Raw genomic sequence first — 19,535 nt, 5'->3', positions numbered from 1 at the left:
CGACCTCATGACGCATTGCGGTCACGTCGCGGAACGGGATGTTCTCAAAAAAGCACTGGATTGTTCCAGTTAAATATCGAAAGTTGTACACGATTTGTCTGTCGCGCAGATCCCCAGTGCTGCCATTCGCGAGCAGGCTCGCTCCCACATTTGGAATGCGACCCCTGTGGGAGCGAGCCTGCTCGCGAAGGGGCCAGTCGATTCAACACAGAATCAGCCCTTGCCTATACTTGCCCTTCGATAACAAAAGTCATGACAAGAGGGCTGCGCCATGGACCATCTCGTACTCACCGTTTTCGCCCCGGACAAGCCCGGGCAGGTCGAGCGCATCGCCCAATGCATTGCCGAGCACGGCGGCAACTGGCTGGAAAGCCGCATGTCACGCATGGCCGGGCAGTTTGCCGGGATTCTGCGCGTGGGGGTGCCGGCGGAGGCTTACGACGAACTGGTCGATGCCCTGCAAGCGCTGTCGGCCCATGGCATTCGGGTATTGATTGCCGAAAGCGGAGTGGAGCAGTCCTGCACATGGAAACCGATCGCCATGGAACTGGTCGGCAATGACCGACCGGGTATCGTCCGCGATATCACTCGGCTGTTGAGCGAGCAGGGTGTGAACCTTGAACGGTTGGTGACTGAAGTGCGCCCGGCGCCGATGAGCAGCGAGCCGCTGTTTCACGCCGAGGCGATTCTGGCGGTGCCACTCACCTTGTCCCTCGACGTTCTGCAGGCGCGCCTGGAAACCCTGGCCGATGATCTGATGGTCGAATTGGTGTTACGCACAGAGGTTTAAACGTTCACAGGGTTATTCAGGTTTAACGTGCACCTGCCTGTGGATAACCTGTAGAGACTGAGCGCCACGCCACGCCGGCCGTGGGTTTGCGCCCTTTGATCAAAAAACCGCCAACATTCAGTGACTTGCGCACAAACGGCGGGGATCACGCTGTGGATAAGCTTGGGAAGGAACGATGCAGGCCACGAGAACCGTGGCCTGCGGAGCTTTGTGCGTTTTTTGATCAGGCGCGCCGGCGCAAACTTATCCACGCATCAACGCTATAGACCGCCAGACCGGCCCAGATAAACATGAACGCGACCAGCGTGCTCGAAGATAAGTGCTCGCGAAACAGCAGCACGGCTTGCAGCAACACCAGGGTCGGAGCGATGTATTGCAGGAAGCCGATGGTGGTGTAGGGCAGGTGGCGGGTGGCGGCGTTGAAACACACCAATGGCACCAGCGTCACCGGGCCGGCAGCCACCAGCCACCAGGCTTCGGAGGTGGTCCAGAAGGCTGGCTGCACACTCGTGGCGGTCTGATTGAACAGCAACCACGCAATCGCAATCGGCACCAGCATCCAGGTTTCCACCACCAGCCCCGGCAGCGCCTTGACCGGCGCCTGCTTGCGGATCAGGCCGTAGAAACCGAAGGTCAGCGCCAGCGCCAGCGACACCCACGGCAGACTGCCGACCTGCCACACCTGCTGCGCCACGCCGATTGCAGCCAGCCCGACCGCCACCCACTGCATGCGCCGCAGTCGTTCGCCGAGCAGCACCATGCCCAACAGCACGTTTACCAGCGGATTGATGTAGTAACCCAGACTCGCCTCGAGCATGCGGCCGTTGTTCACCGACCACACGTAGGTCAGCCAGTTGGCCGCGATCAGCGTGCCGCTCAACGCAAGGATCGCCAGGCGCTTGGGATTGTCGAGCAACTCGCGCAGCCAGCCCGGGTGTTTCCACACCATCAGCAGCAACGCACCGAACAGCGCCGACCACAGCACCCGGTGGATGATGATCTCGACGGCCGGGACTTCGGCGATGGCTTTGAAATAGATCGGGAACAGGCCCCAGATGATGTAGGCGCTCAGGCCCAGAATGTACCCGCGACGCGGGTTGGCGGCTTGCATGCAGAATCCTTGCTCAGGCAGCTGACAAAGGAGGGATTGTAAGGAGATTTGTCCGCGAATGTCGTAGACCAATGTTCAAAGAATTGTGAACAGCGATCTTGTGGGAGCGAGCCTGCTCGCGAAGGCGGTCTGACATTCAACATCGATGTTGCCTGAAATGACGTCTTCGCGAGCAGGCTCGCTCCCACAGGGTTCAGGTTTGAATCAGAAGAGTTTCAGCGGTTCTTCATTCAGTGCCGCCAACTGCTCACGCAACGCCAGCACCTGGTCGCCCCAATACCGCTCCGTGCCAAACCACGGAAAGCTGTGCGGGAATGCCGGGTCGTCCCAGCGTCGCGCCAGCCAGGCGCTGTAGTGCATCAGGCGCAAGGCGCGCAACGGTTCGATCAGCGCCAGTTCGCGCGGGTCGAAATCATGGAATTCGTTGTAGCCGTCCATCAATTCCGACAACTGCCCCAGACATTCCTGGCGATCGCCGGCAAGCATCATCCAGATGTCCTGCACCGCAGGGCCCATGCGGCAGTCGTCGAGGTCGACGATGTGGAACATCTCGTCGCGGCACATCATGTTGCCGGGGTGGCAGTCGCCGTGCATGCGGATGTTCTGGTGCGGCGTGGCGGCGTAGACGTCTTCGACGCGTTTGAGCAGGTCGCGGGCAACCGACTCGTAAGCCGGCAGCAGGCTCTTGGGAATGAAATTGCCTTCGAGCAAAGTGTTCAGCGAGGCATGGCCGAAGTTCTGCACGGCGAGGGCTTCGCGGTGTTCGAACGGCTTGGTGCCGCCCACCGCATGCATGCGCCCGAGCAACTGGCCGAGGCGATACAGTTGGTCAAGATTGCCCGGCTCTGGCGCCCGACCACCACGACGCGGGAACAGGGTGAAGCGGAAGCCGGCGTGCTCATGCAGGGTTTCGCCGTTGTGGATCAGCGGCGCTACCACCGGGATGTCGATGTCGGCCAGTTCGAAAGTGAACTGGTGCTCTTCGAGGATGGCCTCGTTGGTCCAGCGCTGCGGACGATAGAACTTGGCAATCAGCGGCTCGGAGTCTTCGATACCGACCTGATACACACGGTTTTCGTAGCTGTTGAGCGCCAGAATGCGCGCGTCGCTGAGGAAGCCGATGCTTTCAACGGCATCCAGGACGAGATCGGGGGTGAGGGTTTCAAACGGGTGGGCCATGCTGACTCCTGCGCGCAGCAGGCTGCTGCGTCCGGCTCGGCATGGTAGCGCAGATGGCGGCGCGAAGGGTGTTGGTGTCTGCCCGGGCCTCTTCGCGAGCAGGCTCGCTCCCACCTTGGAATGCTATTCCCTGTGGGAGCGAGCCTGCTCGCGAAAGCGGTTTATCAGGCGCCGACAACCCCGCCGTCTTCGCGGGTAATCGCCATCACCGAAGACCTTGGCTTGCCATTGGGCAGATGTTCGGGGAAGGTCGAACCGCCGTTTTCGCCCGGATGCTGAATCCCGACAAACAGGGTTTTCTGATCCGGCGAGAAGCTGATCCCCGTCACTTCACAACCCACCGGCCCGACCATGAAACGGCGAATCTCACCGGTCGCAGGATCGGCGCAGAGCATCTGGTTGTTGCCCATGCCGGCGAAGTCGCCGGCGTTGCTCGAATCGCCGTCGGTGAGAATCCACAGGCGGCCGGCCTTGTCGAAACCCAGACCGTCGGGACTGTTGAACATGTTCTGCGGGGTGATGTTGGATGAGCCACCCTTCGGCGTCCCGGCATGCACGCCCGGGTTGCCGGCGACCACAAACAGATCCCAGGCAAACGTCTTCGAGGCGTGATCGTTGCGGTCGGTGCGCCATCGCAGAATCTGCCCGTAAACGTTCTTCTCGCGCGGGTTCGGCCCGCCCACCGGTTGCCCGTCTTCACCGCGCTTGGCGTTGTTGGTCAGGGTGCAATAAACCTGGCCGTCCTTGGGACTGACGACGATCCACTCCGGGCGGTCCATGCGTGTTGCGCCAACCACGCTGGCGGCAAGGCGCGCGTGGATCAGCACTTCTGCCTGATCGGCAAACCCGCTGCTGGCGTCGATGCCGTTCTTGCCGTGGGTCAGTTCGATCCACTGGCCCTGGCCTTTCGGATGATCGGGGTTGCCGTCACCGGCATCGAATTTGGCCACATACAACGTGCCGTGATCGAGGATGTCGCGGTTGGCTTTCTGATTGCGATGGTTGATGCGATCACGGCTGACGAATTTGTAAATGAACTCGCCACGCTCGTCGTCACCCATGTACACCACAGCGCGACCATCGTCGGTCTCGGCCAGCGCGGCGTTTTCATGCTTGAAGCGGCCCAGCGCGGTGCGTTTGACCGGAGTCGATTGCGGGTCGAACGGATCGATCTCGACCACCCAGCCGTGACGGTTGAGTTCGTTGGGGTTCTTGGCCATGTCGAAGCGCGGGTCGTGCGGGTGCCAGTTGATGTCTTTGCTGCTGGCGACAACGCCGTAGCGCTTTTGCGCCGCATCGAATTGCTGCTGGGCGTTGCTGCTGCCGAAGCAGTCGGTGAAGTTTTCTTCGCAGGTCAGGTAGGTGCCCCACGGCGTCTTGCCGTTGGCGCAGTTCTGGAAGGTGCCGAGGACTTTTTTGCCGTGCTTATCGGCGGCGGTTTTCATCAAGTCGTGGCCGCGGGCCGGACCGCTGATGCGCAGCGGCGAGTTGCCGTGGATGCGGCGGTTGTAGCGCGAGCCCTGGACGAATTGCCACTGGCCGTTCTTGCGCTGCACTTCGATCACCGACACGCCTTCGCAGGCCAATGCCTTGCGCACATCCTCAGCCGACTGCGGCATGCCGCCATGCGGATACAGGTAGCGATAGTTGGTGTATTCGTTGTTGATCGCCATCAGCGCGCGGTTCTTGTCGTCCGGGAAGGCGAACAGGCTCATGCCGTCATTGTTGTCGCCGAACTGCACTTCCTGTGCGGCAGCGGTGCCGTTACCGCTCGGATCGAAGGCCGGGCCGTTCTTGTGCAACGGCTGGCCCCAACTGATCAGCACCGAAGACTTGTAGCCCTTGGGCAGGCTGGTGGCGTCGGTGGTCGCCGCCGGAATGCTCTCGAAACCGAGCAGGCGGCTGTTGCCGGCGCTGACGCTGGCGGCCATGACGCTGCGGCTCAGCAGGTTGCCGCCGAGGAACATCGCCGCCCCGCACAACGCGCCGGCGCTGATGAAACCGCGACGGCTGAGGCCGACCATTTTTTCCAGATCAGTGGATTGGTTTTCTTCTAATAGGCTCACATCAGGCTCCCTGCTTGGTTATGGGCAACACCTTAATGCGGGTCGATGACGCTTTTGTGGCAAGGACAAATCAGAGCGGCGTGCCGATCAGCACGTTGGACGGCGCGCATTGCACCTGCACCGCAGACCCCACGCCGAGTTGCTGGTTGCGCAAGTGCAGCGGTTCGGCCAAGGCGCAAAGTGTCTGGCCGTTGGGCAGGGAAATGCGCACCTCGCTGGGGCCGTCCTCGGCATCGAGGATCGCTTCGATGGTGCCGTGCAGGACATTGTGTCCGGGCGTGGCCGGCTGATCGGCGCCGAGCAACTCAAGCCAGCCAGCCTTGATCAGCGCCATCACTTCGGTACCGATCTGCAATTCCAGATGCACGGTGCTGTCGTGGGTGATCTGTGCCTCCAGAGCAATGCCTTCTGCCAGTTCGAGGCGGATCAGATCGTTGCGCCCCTGCGCCTGAATCGCTGCCACCGTGCCATGCAGCTGATTGCGCGCGCTGGTCCTGAGCATCAGCCGCCCGAGCAGGTCGAGATCGCTGGCGTCTTCCGCCGCTTCCAGCACCTGCGCCTGCAACGCCTGCAATTTCTGATACAGGCGCAGCACCCGCTCGCCCTCGCTGGACAGTCTGGCGCCGCCACCACCCTTGCCGCCCACCACGCGCTCGACCAAGGGTTTCTGCGCCAGGTTGTTCAACTCATCGATCGCATCCCATGCCGCCTTGTAACTGAGCCCCGCGCTCTTCGCCGCACGGGTGATCGAGCCTTGCTCGGCGATGTGTTGCAGCAGGGCAATGCGCTGCGGGCGGCGGACGATGTGCTGGGAGAGCAGGGTGGGCAGGGACATGGCAGAACGCTTCTGGCTCGGGCGATGAGAGGGACGTTGGCCACTTGCAACGCGCGAGTCAAGCCTGACGCCGAGCCCCTGTGGGAGCGAGCCTGCTCGCGAAAGCGGTTTGACCAACCACAGCTTTGTTGAATGTGACGCCCATTCGCGAGCAGGCTCGCTCCCACATGAGATCTGTATTCGCTTCAGGTACCGGGCTTCGGCGTCCGGGCCAGGCAATACACATCAACCCGCGCCGCACCTGCATTCATCAACAACCGCGCCAGCGCCTGAGCGGTCGCGCCCGTGGTCAGAACATCATCCACCAGCGCGAAATGGCGGCCGCTTAGCTCTGCATCAGGCGCCAGCGCAAAGGCATTGCGCAAATTGCGTTTGCGCGCCTTGGCATCGAGATCCTGCTGGGCATCGGTGTCCATGACTCGCCTTAGAAGCTGTTCTTCACAGGGCAAATCCAGCGACACACTCAACCAGCGCGCGAGCATCGCCGCTTGATTGAATCCTCGCCGACGCAGTCGTTTATTCGCCAACGGCACCGGTAGCAACACATCGGGTCGCGGCAAGTCCTCGGCGAAGCGATGCTGCAGGTATTGGCCGAGAACGTCGGCGAGCAGGTGACCAAACGGCCATTTCGCGTTGTGTTTAAAGCGCGTGATCAGGCTGTCCACCGGGAAACCATAAACCCACGGCACGGCAACCTGCTCGAAGGCCGGAGGCTCTAGCAGGCACTCGCCGCAAGTCAGGCCATCCGCCGCCAGCGGCAAAGCGCAGCTCTGACAATGGCTGCCGAGCCAGGGCAATTCGGTTTCGCAGGACTCGCACATTGGCATTTGTGCTTCTGCCGGCTCATCGCACAGCAAACAGGTCTGTACGTTTTTTAAACAGATGTAAACCTGTCCTTGGTATTGCGGTTGACAGCGCATCACTCTTCCTTAAATATGCCGAACATCCGTGTAGCGCCTGTGGATATTCCATTTCCCCCGGCGCCAGCCAAGCATAACCAAGGAATTGCCCATGAGCGCGAGCACCACTGCCACCCTGCGTCACGATTGGTCTCTGGCCGAAGTCAAAGCACTCTTCGTACAGCCATTCAACGACTTGCTGTTCCAGGCGCAAACGGTGCACCGCGCACATTTCAACGCCAACCGCGTGCAGGTCTCGACGCTGCTGTCGATCAAGACCGGCGCCTGCCCGGAAGACTGCAAGTACTGCCCGCAGTCCGGGCACTACAACACCGGTCTGGAAAAAGAAAAGCTGATGGAAGTGCAGAAAGTCCTCGAAGAGGCGGCCCGCGCCAAAGCCATCGGTTCGACGCGATTCTGCATGGGCGCGGCGTGGAAACATCCGTCGGCCAAAGACATGCCGTATGTGTTGAAGATGGTTGAAGGGGTGAAAGCCTTGGGCCTGGAAACCTGCATGACCCTCGGCCGTCTCGATCAGGAGCAGACCGAAGCGCTGGCCAGGGCCGGTCTCGATTACTACAACCACAACCTCGACACCTCGCCGGAGTTCTACGGCAGCATCATCACCACTCGCACTTACAGCGAGCGTCTGCAGACGCTGGCCTACGTGCGTGAGTCGGGGATGAAAATCTGCTCCGGCGGCATTCTCGGCATGGGCGAATCGCTGGACGATCGCGCCAATCTGCTGATCCAGCTGGCCAACCTGCCCGAGCACCCGGAGTCGGTGCCGATCAACATGCTGGTGAAAGTCGCCGGCACGCCGCTGGAAAACGCCGAAGACATCGACCCGTTCGACTTCATCCGCATGCTCGCCGTGGCGCGCATCCTCATGCCGCAATCTCACGTGCGCCTGTCCGCCGGTCGCGAAGCGATGAACGAGCAGATGCAGGCCCTGGCATTTTTCGCCGGCGCCAACTCGATTTTCTACGGCGACAAATTGCTCACCACCGCCAACCCGCAGGCGGACAAGGACATGCAGCTGTTCGCGCGCCTCGGTATCCAGCCGGAGGCTCGCGAAGAGCATTCCGATGAGGTTCATCAAGCTGCGATCGAGCAGGCGCTGGTGGAGCAGAAGAGTAGTGAGCAGTTCTACAACGCTGCGGTGTAATAAACCGCGCGGATTGCCCTGAAGGAATGCAAAACCCCTGTGGGAGCGAGCCTGCTCGCGAAAGCGGTTTGGCCGCCAACATCCATGTTGGATGTGACGCCCATTCGCGAGCAGGCTCGCTCCCACAGGGGATCTGTGTCATTTGAAAATCGAGGCCTGCATGTCTTTCGATCTCGCCGCACGCCTTGCTGCCCGCCGTGCCGACAAACTCTACCGGCAGCGGCCGCTGCTCGAATCGCCGCAAGGGCCGGAAGTGGTGGTGGACGGCCAACCGCTGCTCGCTTTCTGCAACAACGACTATCTGGGCCTGGCCAATCATCCGCAGGTGATCGAAGCCTGGCGCGCCGGTGCCGAGCGCTGGGGTGTCGGCGGTGGCGCGTCGCATCTGGTGATCGGCCACAGCAGCCCTCATCACGCGCTGGAAGAAGCACTCGCCGATCTGACCGGACGCCCACGTGCGCTGCTGTTCACCACCGGCTACATGGCCAACCTCGGCGCGGTCACCGCGCTGGTCGGGCAGGGCGATACGGTGCTGGAAGACCGGCTCAATCACGCCTCGTTGCTGGACGCGGGCCTGTTGTCCGGCGCGCGTTTCAACCGCTATCTGCACAACGACGCCGAAAGCCTGGGCAAACGCCTGGAGAAAGCCACTGGCAACACACTGGTGGTGACCGATGGCGTATTCAGCATGGACGGTGACATCGCCAACCTGCCCGCGCTGGCCCGCGCGGTCAAGGCCAAAGGCGCGTGGCTGATGGTCGACGATGCCCACGGCTTCGGTCCTCTGGGCGCCAACGGTGGCGGCATCGTCGAGCATTTCGGCCTGAGCCAGGACGATGTGCCGGTGCTGGTCGGCACCCTCGGCAAAGCCTTCGGCACCGCCGGGGCCTTTGTCGCTGGCAGCGAAGAGTTGATCGAAAGCCTGATCCAGTTCGCCCGCCCGTACATCTACACCACCAGCCAACCGCCGGCGCTGGCCTGCGCGACGCTGAAAAGCCTCGAGCTGCTGCGCAGCGAGCACTGGCGCCGTGAGCACTTGCAGATGCTGATCCGCCAGTTCCGCCACGGCGCCGAGCAGATCGGGCTGGAGCTGATGGACAGCTTCACGCCGATCCAGCCGATCATGATCGGCGATGCCGGGCGCGCCGTGCGGTTGTCGCAGATGCTGCGCGAGCGCGGGCTGATGGTGACCGCAATTCGCCCACCGACCGTGCCTGCCGGGAGCGCGCGCCTTCGCGTGACGCTGACCGCCGCCCACAGCGAGGCGCAGGTGCAACTGTTGCTGGAAGGGTTGGCAGATTGTTTCGCCCGATTGTCATTGGAGCCAGGCCATGCGTAATCGTCTGATTCTGCTGCCCGGCTGGGGCCTCGGCGTGTCGCCGCTGGAACCGCTGGCCGCAGCATTGCGTGGCCTCGACGAACATCTGCAAGTCGAGATCGAACCGCTGCCGGAGCTGGATTCCGCTGACCTTGAAGACTGGCTCGACGAACTCGATGCGCGCATTCCACAGGAAGTCTGGCTCGGTGGCTGGTCGCTGGGTGGCATGCTCGCCTCTGAGTTGGCGGCACGACGCGGCGAGGCGTGCTGCGGCCTGCTCACGCTGGCGAGCAACCCTGCGTTTGTCGCCCATGAGCAATGGCCGACCGCGATGCCCGGCGAGACTTTCGATGCATTTCTTGGCGGTTGCCAGGCCGATCCGCGTACCACGCTCAAGCGCTTCTCTCTTTTATGTGCGCAAGGTTCACCAGACGCGCGTGGCTTGTCGCGCTTGCTGCTCGGTGGTGCACCAGCCACCGCGCCGGCCGCGCTGATGGCGGGTCTGGAGCTCCTTGCGCAACTGGACACACGCCAAGCGTTGCAGGCGTTTCGCGGCCCGCAGTTTCATCTGTTCGGCGGGCAGGACGCTCTGGTCCCGGCGGAAGCGGCTGGTGCATTGTTCGCGCTGTTGCCGGATATCGAAATTGGTCTGATTGAACAGGCCAGCCATGCTTTTCTGCTGGAAGACCCGCATGGAGTCGCGGGCGCGATCCAGGCTTTTCTTCATGAGTGCGCTGATGACTGACCTGTCCCTTGTGCTGCCTGGGGGCTTGCCCGACAAGCGCCAGGTGGCGGCGTCTTTTTCTCGTGCTGCGGCCAGTTACGACAGCGTCGCCGAGTTTCAGCGTGACGTCGGCACGCAGCTGCTTGAGCGTTTGCCTGGGAGTTTCATGCCGTCGCGGTGGCTCGATCTCGGTTGCGGCACTGGCTATTTCACCCGCGCGCTGGCCTCGCGTTTCACCCAGGGCAGCGGTGTCGCGCTGGACATCGCCGAGGGCATGCTCAATCACGCACGGCCGTTGGGTGGCGCTGAGCATTTCATTGCCGGCGATGCCGAACGGCTACCGTTGCAGGAAGCGAGCGTCGATCTGATTTTCTCCAGTCTCGCGGTGCAGTGGTGCGCCGACTTCGAGGCGGTGCTCAGCGAAGCCTTGCGCGTGCTGAAACCGGGCGGGATTTTTGCCTTTGCTAGTCTGTGTACAGGAACGTTGTTCGAGTTGCGTGAGAGTTGGCAGCAGGTCGACGGGTTGGTGCACGTCAATCGCTTCCGCGAGTTCGCCCGCTATGAACAGTTATGTGCCGGCAGTGGCATGCGCATTTTGGCGCTGCAGAATCAGCCGCACGTGTTGCATTACCCGGATGTGCGCAGCCTGACCCATGAGCTGAAAGCGCTGGGCGCGCATAATCTGAATCCCGGGCGGCCGGGCGGTTTGACCGGACGGGCGCGGATTCTCGGGCTGATCGACGCGTATGAGCGGTTCCGTCAGGCGTCGGGGCTGCCGGCAACGTATCAGGTGGTGTACGCCGTGTTGGAGAAACCTCTATGAGCGCAGCCTATTTCATCACCGGTACCGACACCGATGTCGGCAAGACCACCGTCGCTGCCGGATTGCTCCATGCTGCGCGGTCGGCAGGCTTGAGCACGGCGGCGGGCAAACCGGTGGCATCGGGTTGCGACGTCACGCCCAAGGGCTTGCGTAATTCCGATGCCTTGGCGCTGCTGGCCGAATGTTCGTTGCCGCTGACTTATCAACAGGTCAATCCGGTGGCGTTCGAGCCAGCGATCGCGCCGCACCTGGCGGCGCGCGAAGCAGGTGTCGCGCTGACGGTGCAATCGCTGCTGGCGCCAATGCGCGGGATTCTCGCGATGAATGCCGATTTCACCCTGATCGAAGGCGCGGGCGGCTGGCGGGTGCCGTTGGCCGATCAGGACAATCTCTCGGACCTGGCGATTGCGCTGAAGCTGCCGGTGATTCTGGTGGTGGGCGTGAGGCTGGGTTGTATCAGTCATGCGTTGCTGACCGCCGAGGCGATTGCCCGCGATGGCCTGCAATTGGCGGGGTGGGTGGCCAACATTATCGATCCGAAAACTTCGCGGCTGGAGGAAAACCTTGCGACTCTGGCCGAGCGCATTCCCGCGCCGTGCCTGGGCCGGGTACCGAAACTCAAGGCGTTGAGCGCCGAAGCGGTGGCCGAGCATTTGCAACTGGATTTGCTCGATTAAGTTTCTCGCTATGAACAGGCACTGTGCCATTAGTGTTTTTGACGGGCGTTTTGCTGACGCGTCTGCTTCAATGGCGAGCATTGATCCTTTGCAGGGATGAGAGTGGCTATGGAAATCTCCGGCAACACAGCTTTTTATGCGGGGCTGAGCTCGATTCAGTCCGGGCAGAACCGCGTCGATCAGGCCGCCAGCCAGATCGCCAATAACACCATCGAACGCTCGGTGACCAGCCAGTCGTCCGAAGTGCAGGTCAATCGCCTGCGCGGTGTGGATCGCGCACAAGAATCGGATCTGGCGAGCAATATCGTCGAGCTGGCGCAGGGCAAGATCCAGGCAGAGCTGGGTGTGAAGGTGGCCAAAGCTTCCGACGAAGTGCTGGGGACGATCATCGATACCTTCGCCTGATTGAATTTGTTGTAGACCCCCGAAACGCCGCGCCCTGTCGCGGCGTTTTTCGTTTAAGTCCTTCTTGCTCAACTAATCTTTCTTCAACGCTCGTGGCTTGTTTGAAGTCGCGGCGATTTGTCGTCTTCGACATTTGGCAAAACTGATGACGAACGGCAAAAGAACGACGCTTGACAAGATTTCGGCGTAAACGTATGTTTCAAACAACTGTTTGACCGTCACAACAACTCAACACGGTCGTTCATTCCCGGTTACATCAGCAGAGGTTTATCGCTATGCCTGACTACAAGGCCCCCTTGCGTGATATTCGCTTCGTTCGTGACGAGCTGCTCGGCTACGAAGCGCACTATCAGAGCCTGCCAGCGTGCGCAGACGCCACGCCGGACATGGTTGACGCCATCCTCGAGGAAGGCGCCAAGTTTTGTGAGCAGGTACTGGCGCCGCTGAACCGCGTGGGCGACATCGAAGGCTGCACCTGGAGCGAGTCCGGCGTGAAAACCCCGACTGGCTTCAAAGAGGCGTACAAGCAATTCGTCGAAGGCGGCTGGCCAAGCCTGGCCCACGACGTTGAGCATGGCGGTCAGGGCCTGCCTGAGTCGCTGGGCCTGGCAGTGAGCGAAATGGTCGGCGAAGCCAACTGGTCGTGGGGCATGTACCCAGGCCTGTCGCACGGTGCGATGAACACCATCTCCGAGCACGGCACCCCTGAGCAGCAGGAAGCCTATCTGACCAAACTGGTCTCCGGCGAATGGACCGGCACCATGTGCCTGACCGAACCGCACTGCGGCACCGACCTGGGCATGCTGCGCACCAAGGCCGAGCCTCAGGCCGACGGTTCCTACAAAGTTTCCGGCACCAAGATCTTCATCTCGGCCGGTGAACACGACATGGCCGACAACATCGTCCACATCGTACTGGCCCGCCTGCCGGATGCTCCGGCTGGCACCAAAGGCATCTCGCTGTTCATCGTTCCAAAGTTCCTGCCAAACGCCGATGGCACCATTGGCGCTCGCAACGCAGTGAGCTGCGGTTCGCTGGAACACAAGATGGGCATCCACGGCAACGCCACCTGCGTGATGAACTTCGACGGCGCCACCGGTTACCTGATCGGCCCGGCGAACAAAGGCCTGAACTGCATGTTCACCTTTATGAACACCGCCCGTCTCGGTACCGCGCTGCAAGGTCTGGCCCACGCCGAAATCGGCTTCCAGGGCGGTCTGAAATACGCTCGTGATCGCCTGCAAATGCGCTCGCTGACTGGCCCGAAAGCGCCGGACAAAGCCGCTGACCCGATCATCGTCCACCCGGACGTGCGCCGCATGCTGTTGACCATGAAGGCGTTCGCCGAAGGCAACCGCGCGATGGTGTACTTCACCGCCAAGCAAGTCGACATCGTCAAATACGGCGTCGATGAAGAAGAGAAGAAGAAGGCCGACGCGCTGCTGGCGTTCATGACCCCGATCGCCAAAGCGTTCATGACCGAAGTCGGTTTCGAAGCCGCTAACCACGGCGTGCAGATCTACGGTGGCCACGGCTTCATCGCCGAGTGGGGCATGGAGCAGAACGTTCGCGACAGCCGCATTTCGATGCTGTACGAAGGCACCACCGGTATCCAGGCTCTCGACCTGCTCGGCCGCAAAGTGCTGATGACTCAAGGCGAAGCTCTGAAAGGCTTCACCAAGATCGTCCACAAGTTCTGCCAGACCAACGAAGGCAACGAAGCCGTCCAGGAATTCGTCGCGCCGCTGGCTGCACTGAACAAGGAATGGGGCGAGCTGACCATGAAGGTCGGTATGGCCGCCATGAAAGACCGCGAAGAAGTCGGCGCGGCCTCCGTGGACTACCTTATGTACTCCGGTTATGCCTGCCTGGCCTACTTCTGGGCTGACATGGCGCGTCTGGCTGCGGAAAAACTGGCTGCCGGCACCAGCGACGAGGCGTTCTACACCGCCAAGCTGCAAACCGCGCGCTTCTACTTCCAGCGCATCCTGCCGCGTACCCGCACGCACGTGGCCACTATGCTGTCGGGCGCTGGCAACCTGATGGACATGAAAGAAGAAGACTTCGCACTGGGCTACTAAGCCTTCACGCAGTCTGACGAAAACCGCTGCTCCCATTAGGGGGCAGCGGTTTTTTTGTTTGCGGATGGCTCAGATAGTCGAGCTTCCGGCCGTTACAGAGACCGTGTGTGATCTGGATCACATTGTATGGGCTTGGCCGCACTTTGCAGGCACAATGCCATCTCTTTGCTATGACGGGTCGGAGCTTACCCTTGCCGCGTTCTTCCGCTGTACGTTTCAGCCATTTCCTGCCATCACTGCTGTTATTGCTTGCGGGGCTGGCGGCTGCGTACGTCAAAGACCTCAGCGTATTTTTCACATCGCTGTTCAACGTGTTGCCGACATTGGTTCTGCTCCTCGGTGGCGCTTATTGCGCGGTGTATCGACGTCAGCGCGAACTGTTTCTTATGCTGACGGTGTACATCGCCTACTTTTTGCTCGATACCCAGACCGATTTCTACCGCGACAACGGCAAGGTCCGCGAAGACGCTGCGGTGGTGTTTCATCTGGTCTGCCTGCTGCTGCCGTTGTTGTTCGGGCTATTCGCGGCGTGGCAGGAACGTACGCATCTATTCCAAGACATGGTCGCGCGCTTTGCCGTGCTGCTGGCATTCGGCAGCGTGGCGCTAGGGCTGGAACAAAGTTACCCACAGGCGCTGCTGCTGTGGTTGTCGGAGATCCGCTGGCCGGCGCTGCACGGCGCGTGGATGAGCCTGATCCAGTTGTCCTACCCGGTGTTCATCTCGGCCTTCCTGCTCCTGGCCTGGCAATACTGGCGCAACCCGCGTCCGTTGCACGCGGCGCAACTGGTCGGCTTGCTCGGGGTGTTCTGGATGTTGCCGAAGACCTTCATTCTGCCGTTCACCCTGAACATCATGTGCAGCCAGGTGATGCTGATGATCGCTGCGGCGGTTGCGCATGAGGCCTATCAAATGGCCTTCCGCGACGAGCTCACCGGTCTGCCAGGACGACGTGCGCTCAACGAGCGCATGCAGCGTCTGGGGCGCAACTACGTGCTGGCGATGAGCGACGTCGATCACTTCAAGAAATTCAACGACACCCACGGCCACGATGTCGGTGATCAGGTGCTGCGCCTGGTCGCCAGCAAACTGTCGAAAATCAGCGGTGGCGGTAGGGCGTATCGCTACGGCGGTGAGGAATTTGCCTTGGTGTTTGCAGGCAAAACCCTTGAGGAGTGCATGCCGCACCTGGAAGTGATTCGTGAGTCGATCGCTTCCTACAGCATTCAGTTGCGCAACCAGGAAAACCGCCCGCAGGACGACCAGCAAGGGCGCCAGCGCCGCAGCGGTTCCGGCGCCTCGGCCGTGTCGGTGACTGTGAGCATCGGCGTCGCCGAACGCGTGGAGCAGCGCACTCCCGAAGAAGTGCTCAAGTCCGCTGACCAGGCGTTGTACAGCGCCAAGGGCGCCGGGCGTAACTGCGTCATGGCATTCGGGCAGAACCGCCGTGGCGCGGTGCGCATGGACGCCGCTGCGGGTTGAGTGATGACGGCGCATTCAGCGCCCGCACGATGATTGTCGCGGGTGGTGGCCAGCAGTAGGTTGGAGGAATCTGCTGACGGAGAAGCCACCATGCCCGAGTACAAAGCTCCCCTGCGCGACATGCGCTTTCTGATCGATCACGTCTTCGACTTCCACTCCAGCTACGCCAATCTCGGCGCGCATGACGCCAGCCCGGACATGATCAGCGCGATCCTCGAAGAAGGCGCGAAGTTCTGCGAGAACGTGCTGGCCCCGCTCAATCGCAGCGGCGATGAAGAGGGCTGCCATTTCGACAACGGCGTGGTGACAACGCCTACAGGCTTCAAGCAGGCCTTCGCACAATATGTCGAGGGCGGCTGGCACGGTTTGGCGGCTGATCCGGCTTACGGTGGCCAAGGGTTGCCGAGCTCGCTGGGGCTGGTGATCAGCGAGATGGTCGGCTCCAGCAACACGTCCTGGGGCATGTACCCTGGCCTGACCCACGGCGCGATGTCGGCGATCCACGCCCACGGTACTGCCGAGCAGAAAGACACCTACCTGAGCAAACTCACCGCTGGCCAGTGGACCGGCACCATGTGCCTGACCGAAGCGCACTGCGGCACTGATCTGGGCATCATCAAGACCCGCGCGGTGCCCCGGGCCGACGGCAGCTACGCGATCACCGGCAGCAAGATTTTCATTTCCGCCGGCGAGCATGACCTGAGCGACAACATCATCCATCTGGTCCTGGCCAAGCTGCCGGACGCACCGGCCGGAACCAAGGGCATTTCCCTGTTTATCGTGCCGAAATTCCTGCCGGATGCAGCAGGCGAAGCGGGTGAGCGCAATGGCGTTTCCTGCGGCTCGATCGAGCACAAGATGGGCATCAAGGCTTCGGCCACCTGCGTGTTGAATTTCGATGCCGCCACCGGTTATCTGATCGGTGAGCCGAACAAGGGCCTCAACTGCATGTTCACCATGATGAACCACGCGCGGCTCGGCACCGGCATGCAAGGGCTGTGTCTGGGCGAGGCGAGTTTTCAGGGTGCGATCAAGTACGCCAACGACCGCCTGCAGATGCGCGCCCTGACCGGCGCCAAGGCCCCGGAAAAACCTGCTGACCCGATCATCGTCCACCCCGATGTGCGGCGCATGCTGCTGACCATGAAGGCCTTCAACGAAGGCAACCGCGCGCTGACCTATTTCACCGCGCAGATGCTCGACGTCGCGCACCTGAGCAGCGACGCCGAGGCGCGTCAGGAGGCCGAAGACCTGTTGGCGTTCCTCACGCCGATCTGCAAGGCGTTTATGACCGACACCGGGCTGGAAGTGACCAACCACGGCATGCAAGTGTTCGGCGGCCACGGTTTCATTCGTGAGTGGGGCATGGAGCAACTGGTGCGCGATTGCCGGATTGCACCGATCTACGAGGGCACCAACGGCATTCAGGCGCTGGACCTGCTCGGGCGCAAGGTGCTGGGCAGCCAGGGCAAGCTGCTGCGCGGCTTTACCAAGATCGTCCACAAGTTCTGCGCAGCGAACGCCGGCCACGCGCAATTGGGCGGCTTCGTCGCGCAACTTGACGGGCTCAATCAACAGTGGGGCGACCTGACCATGAAGGTCGGTATGGCCGCCATGAAGAACCCGGACGAAGTCGGTGCCGCATCGGTCGATTATCTGATGTACAGCGGCTACATCATCCTTGGCTACCTGTGGCTGCGCATGGCGTTGGTTGCCCAGGCACAGTTGGAGGCGGGCGAGGGTGAGGCTGATTTCCTCAAAGGCAAACTGGCGACGTGCGAGTTCTACTTCAAGCGTTTGTTGCCGCGCACGGCTGCGCATCAGGCAGCCATCGAGGCGGGCAGTGATTGTTTGATGAATTTGCCGGCGGAGGCGTTTGCTTTGTAGGGCAGATCGAAAGATCGCGGCGATCTTTTTCTGGTGACTAAAAATAACAAATCAGTCACCGGTTGACCCTATGTGTCGCAAAAGTTGTTGAGGTACACTCAGGCTCAACGAAAACATCATTCCACGAACCACCTGTTTAGATCTTGCGAGGTTTGCCATGGCTGACTACAAAGCGCCGCTGCGCGATATGCGCTTCGTCCTCAATGAAGTGTTCGAAGTCGCCAAGCTCTGGGCCGAGCTGCCAGCGCTGGCCGAGACCGTCGATGCCGAAACCGTTGAAGCGATTCTCGAAGAGGCCGGCAAGGTCACCAGCAAAAGCATCGCGCCGCTGAGCCGTGCCGCTGACGAGGAAGGTTGCCATTGGGCGGACGGTGCCGTCACCACGCCGGCCGGCTTCCCACAGGCCTATCAGACATATGCTGAAGGCGGCTGGGTCGGCGTCGGTGGCGATCCGGCCTATGGCGGCATGGGCATGCCCAAAGCCGTGTCGGCGCAGGTCGAAGAAATGGTCAACTCCGCCAGCCTGGCGTTCGGTCTGTACCCGATGCTGACCGCCGGCGCCTGCCTGTCGATCAACGCCCACGCCAGTGAAGAACTGAAAGCTGCGTACCTGCCGAACATGTACGCCGGCATCTGGGCCGGTTCCATGTGCCTCACCGAGCCGCACGCCGGTACCGACCTGGGCATCATCCGCACCAAAGCCGAACCTCAGGCTGACGGTTCCTACAAGGTCAGCGGCACCAAGATCTTCATCACCGGCGGCGAGCACGACCTCACCGAAAACATCATTCATCTGGTACTGGCCAAGCTGCCTGATGCCCCGGCCGGTCCGAAAGGCATTTCGCTGTTCCTGGTGCCGAAGTTCATGGTCAATGCCGACGGCAGCCTCGGTGCGCGTAACCCGGCCAACTGCGGTTCGATCGAACACAAGATGGGCATCCAGGCGTCGGCGACCTGCGTGATGAACTTCGACGAAGCCGTCGGCTATCTGGTCGGCGAGCCGAACAAAGGCCTGGCGGCGATGTTCACCATGATGAACTACGAGCGCCTGGGTGTTGGTATTCAAGGCCTGGCCACGGGCGAGCGCTCTTATCAGAACGCTGTTGAATATGCGCGCGATCGTCTGCAGAGCCGTTCGCCGACCGGCGCGCAGAACAAGGACAAAGTCGCTGACCCGATCATCGTCCACCCGGACGTGCGACGCATGCTGCTGACCATGAAAGCCTCGAACGAAGGCGGCCGTGCGTTCTCCACGTATGTGGCGATGCAACTGGACACCGCCAAGTTCAGTGAAGACGCGACCACCCGCAAGCGCGCGGAAGATCTGGTGGCTTTGCTGACGCCGGTGGCGAAAGCCTTCCTGACCGACCTGGGTCTGGAAACCACCGTCCACGGCCAGCAGATTTTCGGCGGCCACGGCTACATCCGCGAGTGGGGCCAGGAGCAACTGGTGCGTGACGTGCGCATCACCCAGATCTACGAAGGCACCAACGGCATCCAGGCGCTGGACCTGGTCGGGCGCAAGATCGTTGGCAGTGGCGGCGCGTTCTACCAGTTGTTCGCTGACGAGATCCGCCATTTCACCGCTACCGCCAGTGCTGATCTGGGCGAGTTCACCAAGCCGTTGAACGATGCCGTCGACACCCTCGACGAGCTGACCGCGTGGCTGCTGGACCGGGCGAAAAACAATCCGAACGAAATCGGCGCGGCCTCGGTCGAATATTTGCAAGCGTTCGGATACACCGCTTACGCCTACATGTGGGCGTTGATGGCCAAAGCCTCGCTGGGCAAGGAAGCGCAAGATGATTTCTATGCGAGCAAGCTGGGCACCGCACGCTTCTATTTCGCCCGTTTGCTGCCGCGTATCCACTCGTTGAGCGCGTCGGTCAAGGCCGGTAGCGAGTCGCTGTTCCTGCTGGATGCGGCGCAGTTTTGATCCCGTAGACGTCATGTAAGCATTTGCTTACGTGACGTGCTGCTGTTCTCCCATATCCGTATATTGGATCCACGGCTAATCTACATTTCATGGACGTCGCGCAGGAAGCGCAAAGTAAACAACACGGACACGTAGGATTCTGCCAGGGTGGCGGA

At 61.4% G+C, this 19,535-nt stretch carries 16 protein-coding genes; 11 read left to right on the top strand and 5 right to left on the bottom strand.

Features of this window, described 5'->3' with window-relative positions; translation table 11 throughout:
- Positions 1–271: 271 nt before the first annotated feature.
- Positions 272–790, top strand: coding sequence for a glycine cleavage system protein R (locus D6877_RS15975; RefSeq protein ID WP_016772854.1), 519 nt, complete (start codon positions 272–274; stop codon positions 788–790).
- Positions 791–1,013: 223 nt separating this feature from the next.
- On the opposite strand, the gene rarD is transcribed toward D6877_RS15975, so the two are convergent.
- The 5 genes from rarD to D6877_RS15945 form a co-directional block, all read right to left on the bottom strand.
- Positions 1,014–1,901 (bottom strand): EamA family transporter RarD, encoded by an 888-nt coding sequence (rarD, locus tag D6877_RS15970; protein ID WP_130911412.1) that lies wholly within the window; start codon positions 1,899–1,901, stop codon positions 1,014–1,016.
- A gap of 204 nt (positions 1,902–2,105) precedes the next feature.
- Complete coding sequence (locus D6877_RS15960) at positions 2,106–3,080, bottom strand: serine/threonine protein kinase (protein WP_039757662.1); 975 nt, start codon at positions 3,078–3,080, stop codon at positions 2,106–2,108.
- Between the two features lie 164 nt (positions 3,081–3,244).
- Positions 3,245–5,146 carry a PhoX family phosphatase gene (locus D6877_RS15955; protein ID WP_130911411.1) on the bottom strand — a complete coding sequence of 634 codons (1,902 nt, stop codon included), beginning with the start codon at positions 5,144–5,146 and terminating at the stop codon, positions 3,245–3,247.
- Positions 5,147–5,216: 70 nt separating this feature from the next.
- Positions 5,217–5,981, bottom strand: coding sequence for a TOBE domain-containing protein (locus tag D6877_RS15950; protein ID WP_130911410.1), 765 nt, complete (start codon positions 5,979–5,981; stop codon positions 5,217–5,219).
- Between the two features lie 185 nt (positions 5,982–6,166).
- A complete protein-coding gene (locus tag D6877_RS15945) occupies positions 6,167–6,901 on the bottom strand; it encodes a ComF family protein (RefSeq protein ID WP_130911409.1) in 735 nt (244 codons plus the stop codon).
- A 91-nt stretch (positions 6,902–6,992) separates the two neighbouring features.
- On the opposite strand from D6877_RS15945, the gene bioB reads away from it, so the two are divergent.
- From bioB to D6877_RS15895, 10 genes are all read left to right on the top strand, one after another.
- Positions 6,993–8,048, top strand: a complete 1,056-nt coding sequence (bioB, locus tag D6877_RS15940; RefSeq protein ID WP_130911408.1) for a biotin synthase BioB — start codon at positions 6,993–6,995, stop codon at positions 8,046–8,048.
- 160 nt (positions 8,049–8,208) lie between these two features.
- Complete coding sequence (bioF, locus tag D6877_RS15935) at positions 8,209–9,387, top strand: 8-amino-7-oxononanoate synthase (RefSeq protein ID WP_130911407.1); 1,179 nt, start codon at positions 8,209–8,211, stop codon at positions 9,385–9,387.
- Positions 9,380–10,111 (top strand): alpha/beta fold hydrolase, encoded by a 732-nt coding sequence (locus D6877_RS15930; protein WP_130911406.1) that lies wholly within the window; start codon positions 9,380–9,382, stop codon positions 10,109–10,111. The genes bioF and D6877_RS15930 overlap by 8 nt, the downstream gene beginning before the upstream one ends.
- Positions 10,104–10,913: a malonyl-ACP O-methyltransferase BioC gene (bioC, locus tag D6877_RS15925; RefSeq protein WP_130911405.1), complete on the top strand. Its 810-nt coding sequence runs from the start codon at positions 10,104–10,106 to the stop codon at positions 10,911–10,913. Before D6877_RS15930 ends, bioC begins: the two co-directional genes overlap by 8 nt.
- On the top strand, positions 10,910–11,590 hold the full coding sequence (gene bioD, locus D6877_RS15920) for a dethiobiotin synthase (RefSeq protein WP_016772864.1): 681 nt from the start codon (positions 10,910–10,912) through the stop codon (positions 11,588–11,590). The genes bioC and bioD overlap by 4 nt, the downstream gene beginning before the upstream one ends.
- 108 nt (positions 11,591–11,698) lie before the next feature.
- Entirely contained in the window at positions 11,699–11,995 is a 297-nt protein-coding gene (locus D6877_RS15915; RefSeq protein WP_130911404.1) for a pyrroloquinoline quinone biosynthesis protein PqqE, read from the top strand.
- A gap of 275 nt (positions 11,996–12,270) precedes the next feature.
- Positions 12,271–14,076, top strand: coding sequence for a phenylacyl-CoA dehydrogenase (locus D6877_RS15910; protein ID WP_024014564.1), 1,806 nt, complete (start codon positions 12,271–12,273; stop codon positions 14,074–14,076).
- Between the two features lie 191 nt (positions 14,077–14,267).
- Positions 14,268–15,557, top strand: a complete 1,290-nt coding sequence (locus D6877_RS15905; protein ID WP_039757672.1) for a GGDEF domain-containing protein — start codon at positions 14,268–14,270, stop codon at positions 15,555–15,557.
- A 90-nt stretch (positions 15,558–15,647) separates the two neighbouring features.
- Positions 15,648–17,444 carry an acyl-CoA dehydrogenase C-terminal domain-containing protein gene (locus D6877_RS15900; protein WP_130911403.1) on the top strand — a complete coding sequence of 599 codons (1,797 nt, stop codon included), beginning with the start codon at positions 15,648–15,650 and terminating at the stop codon, positions 17,442–17,444.
- Positions 17,445–17,601: 157 nt separating this feature from the next.
- Complete coding sequence (locus D6877_RS15895) at positions 17,602–19,380, top strand: acyl-CoA dehydrogenase C-terminal domain-containing protein (protein WP_016772869.1); 1,779 nt, start codon at positions 17,602–17,604, stop codon at positions 19,378–19,380.
- Positions 19,381–19,535 lie beyond the last annotated feature (155 nt).

The organism is Pseudomonas sp. Sample_9 (assembly GCF_004307535.1).
In the GTDB taxonomy this organism is placed as follows: Bacteria; Pseudomonadota; Gammaproteobacteria; order Pseudomonadales; family Pseudomonadaceae; genus Aquipseudomonas; species Aquipseudomonas mercuritolerans.
The sequence above is the reverse complement of the archived record's forward strand: the minus strand, read 5'-3'. Positions and strand labels throughout refer to the sequence as shown.

Bases quoted from the DNA above. Each gene is read 5' to 3' on its own strand.
- D6877_RS15960 (WP_039757662.1), bottom strand. From the start codon at position 3,080: ATGGCCCACCCGTTTGAAACCCTCACCCCCGATCTCGTCCTGGATGCC.
- bioB (WP_130911408.1), top strand. From the start codon at position 6,993: ATGAGCGCGAGCACCACTGCCACCCTGCGTCACGATTGGTCTCTGGCC.
- D6877_RS15910 (WP_024014564.1), top strand. From the start codon at position 12,271: ATGCCTGACTACAAGGCCCCCTTGCGTGATATTCGCTTCGTTCGTGAC.
- bioD (WP_016772864.1), top strand. From the start codon at position 10,910: ATGAGCGCAGCCTATTTCATCACCGGTACCGACACCGATGTCGGCAAG.
- D6877_RS15975 (WP_016772854.1), top strand. From the start codon at position 272: ATGGACCATCTCGTACTCACCGTTTTCGCCCCGGACAAGCCCGGGCAG.
- bioC (WP_130911405.1), top strand. From the start codon at position 10,104: ATGACTGACCTGTCCCTTGTGCTGCCTGGGGGCTTGCCCGACAAGCGC.
- D6877_RS15945 (WP_130911409.1), bottom strand. From the start codon at position 6,901: ATGCGCTGTCAACCGCAATACCAAGGACAGGTTTACATCTGTTTAAAA.
- D6877_RS15895 (WP_016772869.1), top strand. From the start codon at position 17,602: ATGGCTGACTACAAAGCGCCGCTGCGCGATATGCGCTTCGTCCTCAAT.
- D6877_RS15915 (WP_130911404.1), top strand. From the start codon at position 11,699: ATGGAAATCTCCGGCAACACAGCTTTTTATGCGGGGCTGAGCTCGATT.
- rarD (WP_130911412.1), bottom strand. From the start codon at position 1,901: ATGCAAGCCGCCAACCCGCGTCGCGGGTACATTCTGGGCCTGAGCGCC.
- D6877_RS15930 (WP_130911406.1), top strand. From the start codon at position 9,380: ATGCGTAATCGTCTGATTCTGCTGCCCGGCTGGGGCCTCGGCGTGTCG.
- D6877_RS15900 (WP_130911403.1), top strand. From the start codon at position 15,648: ATGCCCGAGTACAAAGCTCCCCTGCGCGACATGCGCTTTCTGATCGAT.
- bioF (WP_130911407.1), top strand. From the start codon at position 8,209: ATGTCTTTCGATCTCGCCGCACGCCTTGCTGCCCGCCGTGCCGACAAA.
- D6877_RS15950 (WP_130911410.1), bottom strand. From the start codon at position 5,981: ATGTCCCTGCCCACCCTGCTCTCCCAGCACATCGTCCGCCGCCCGCAG.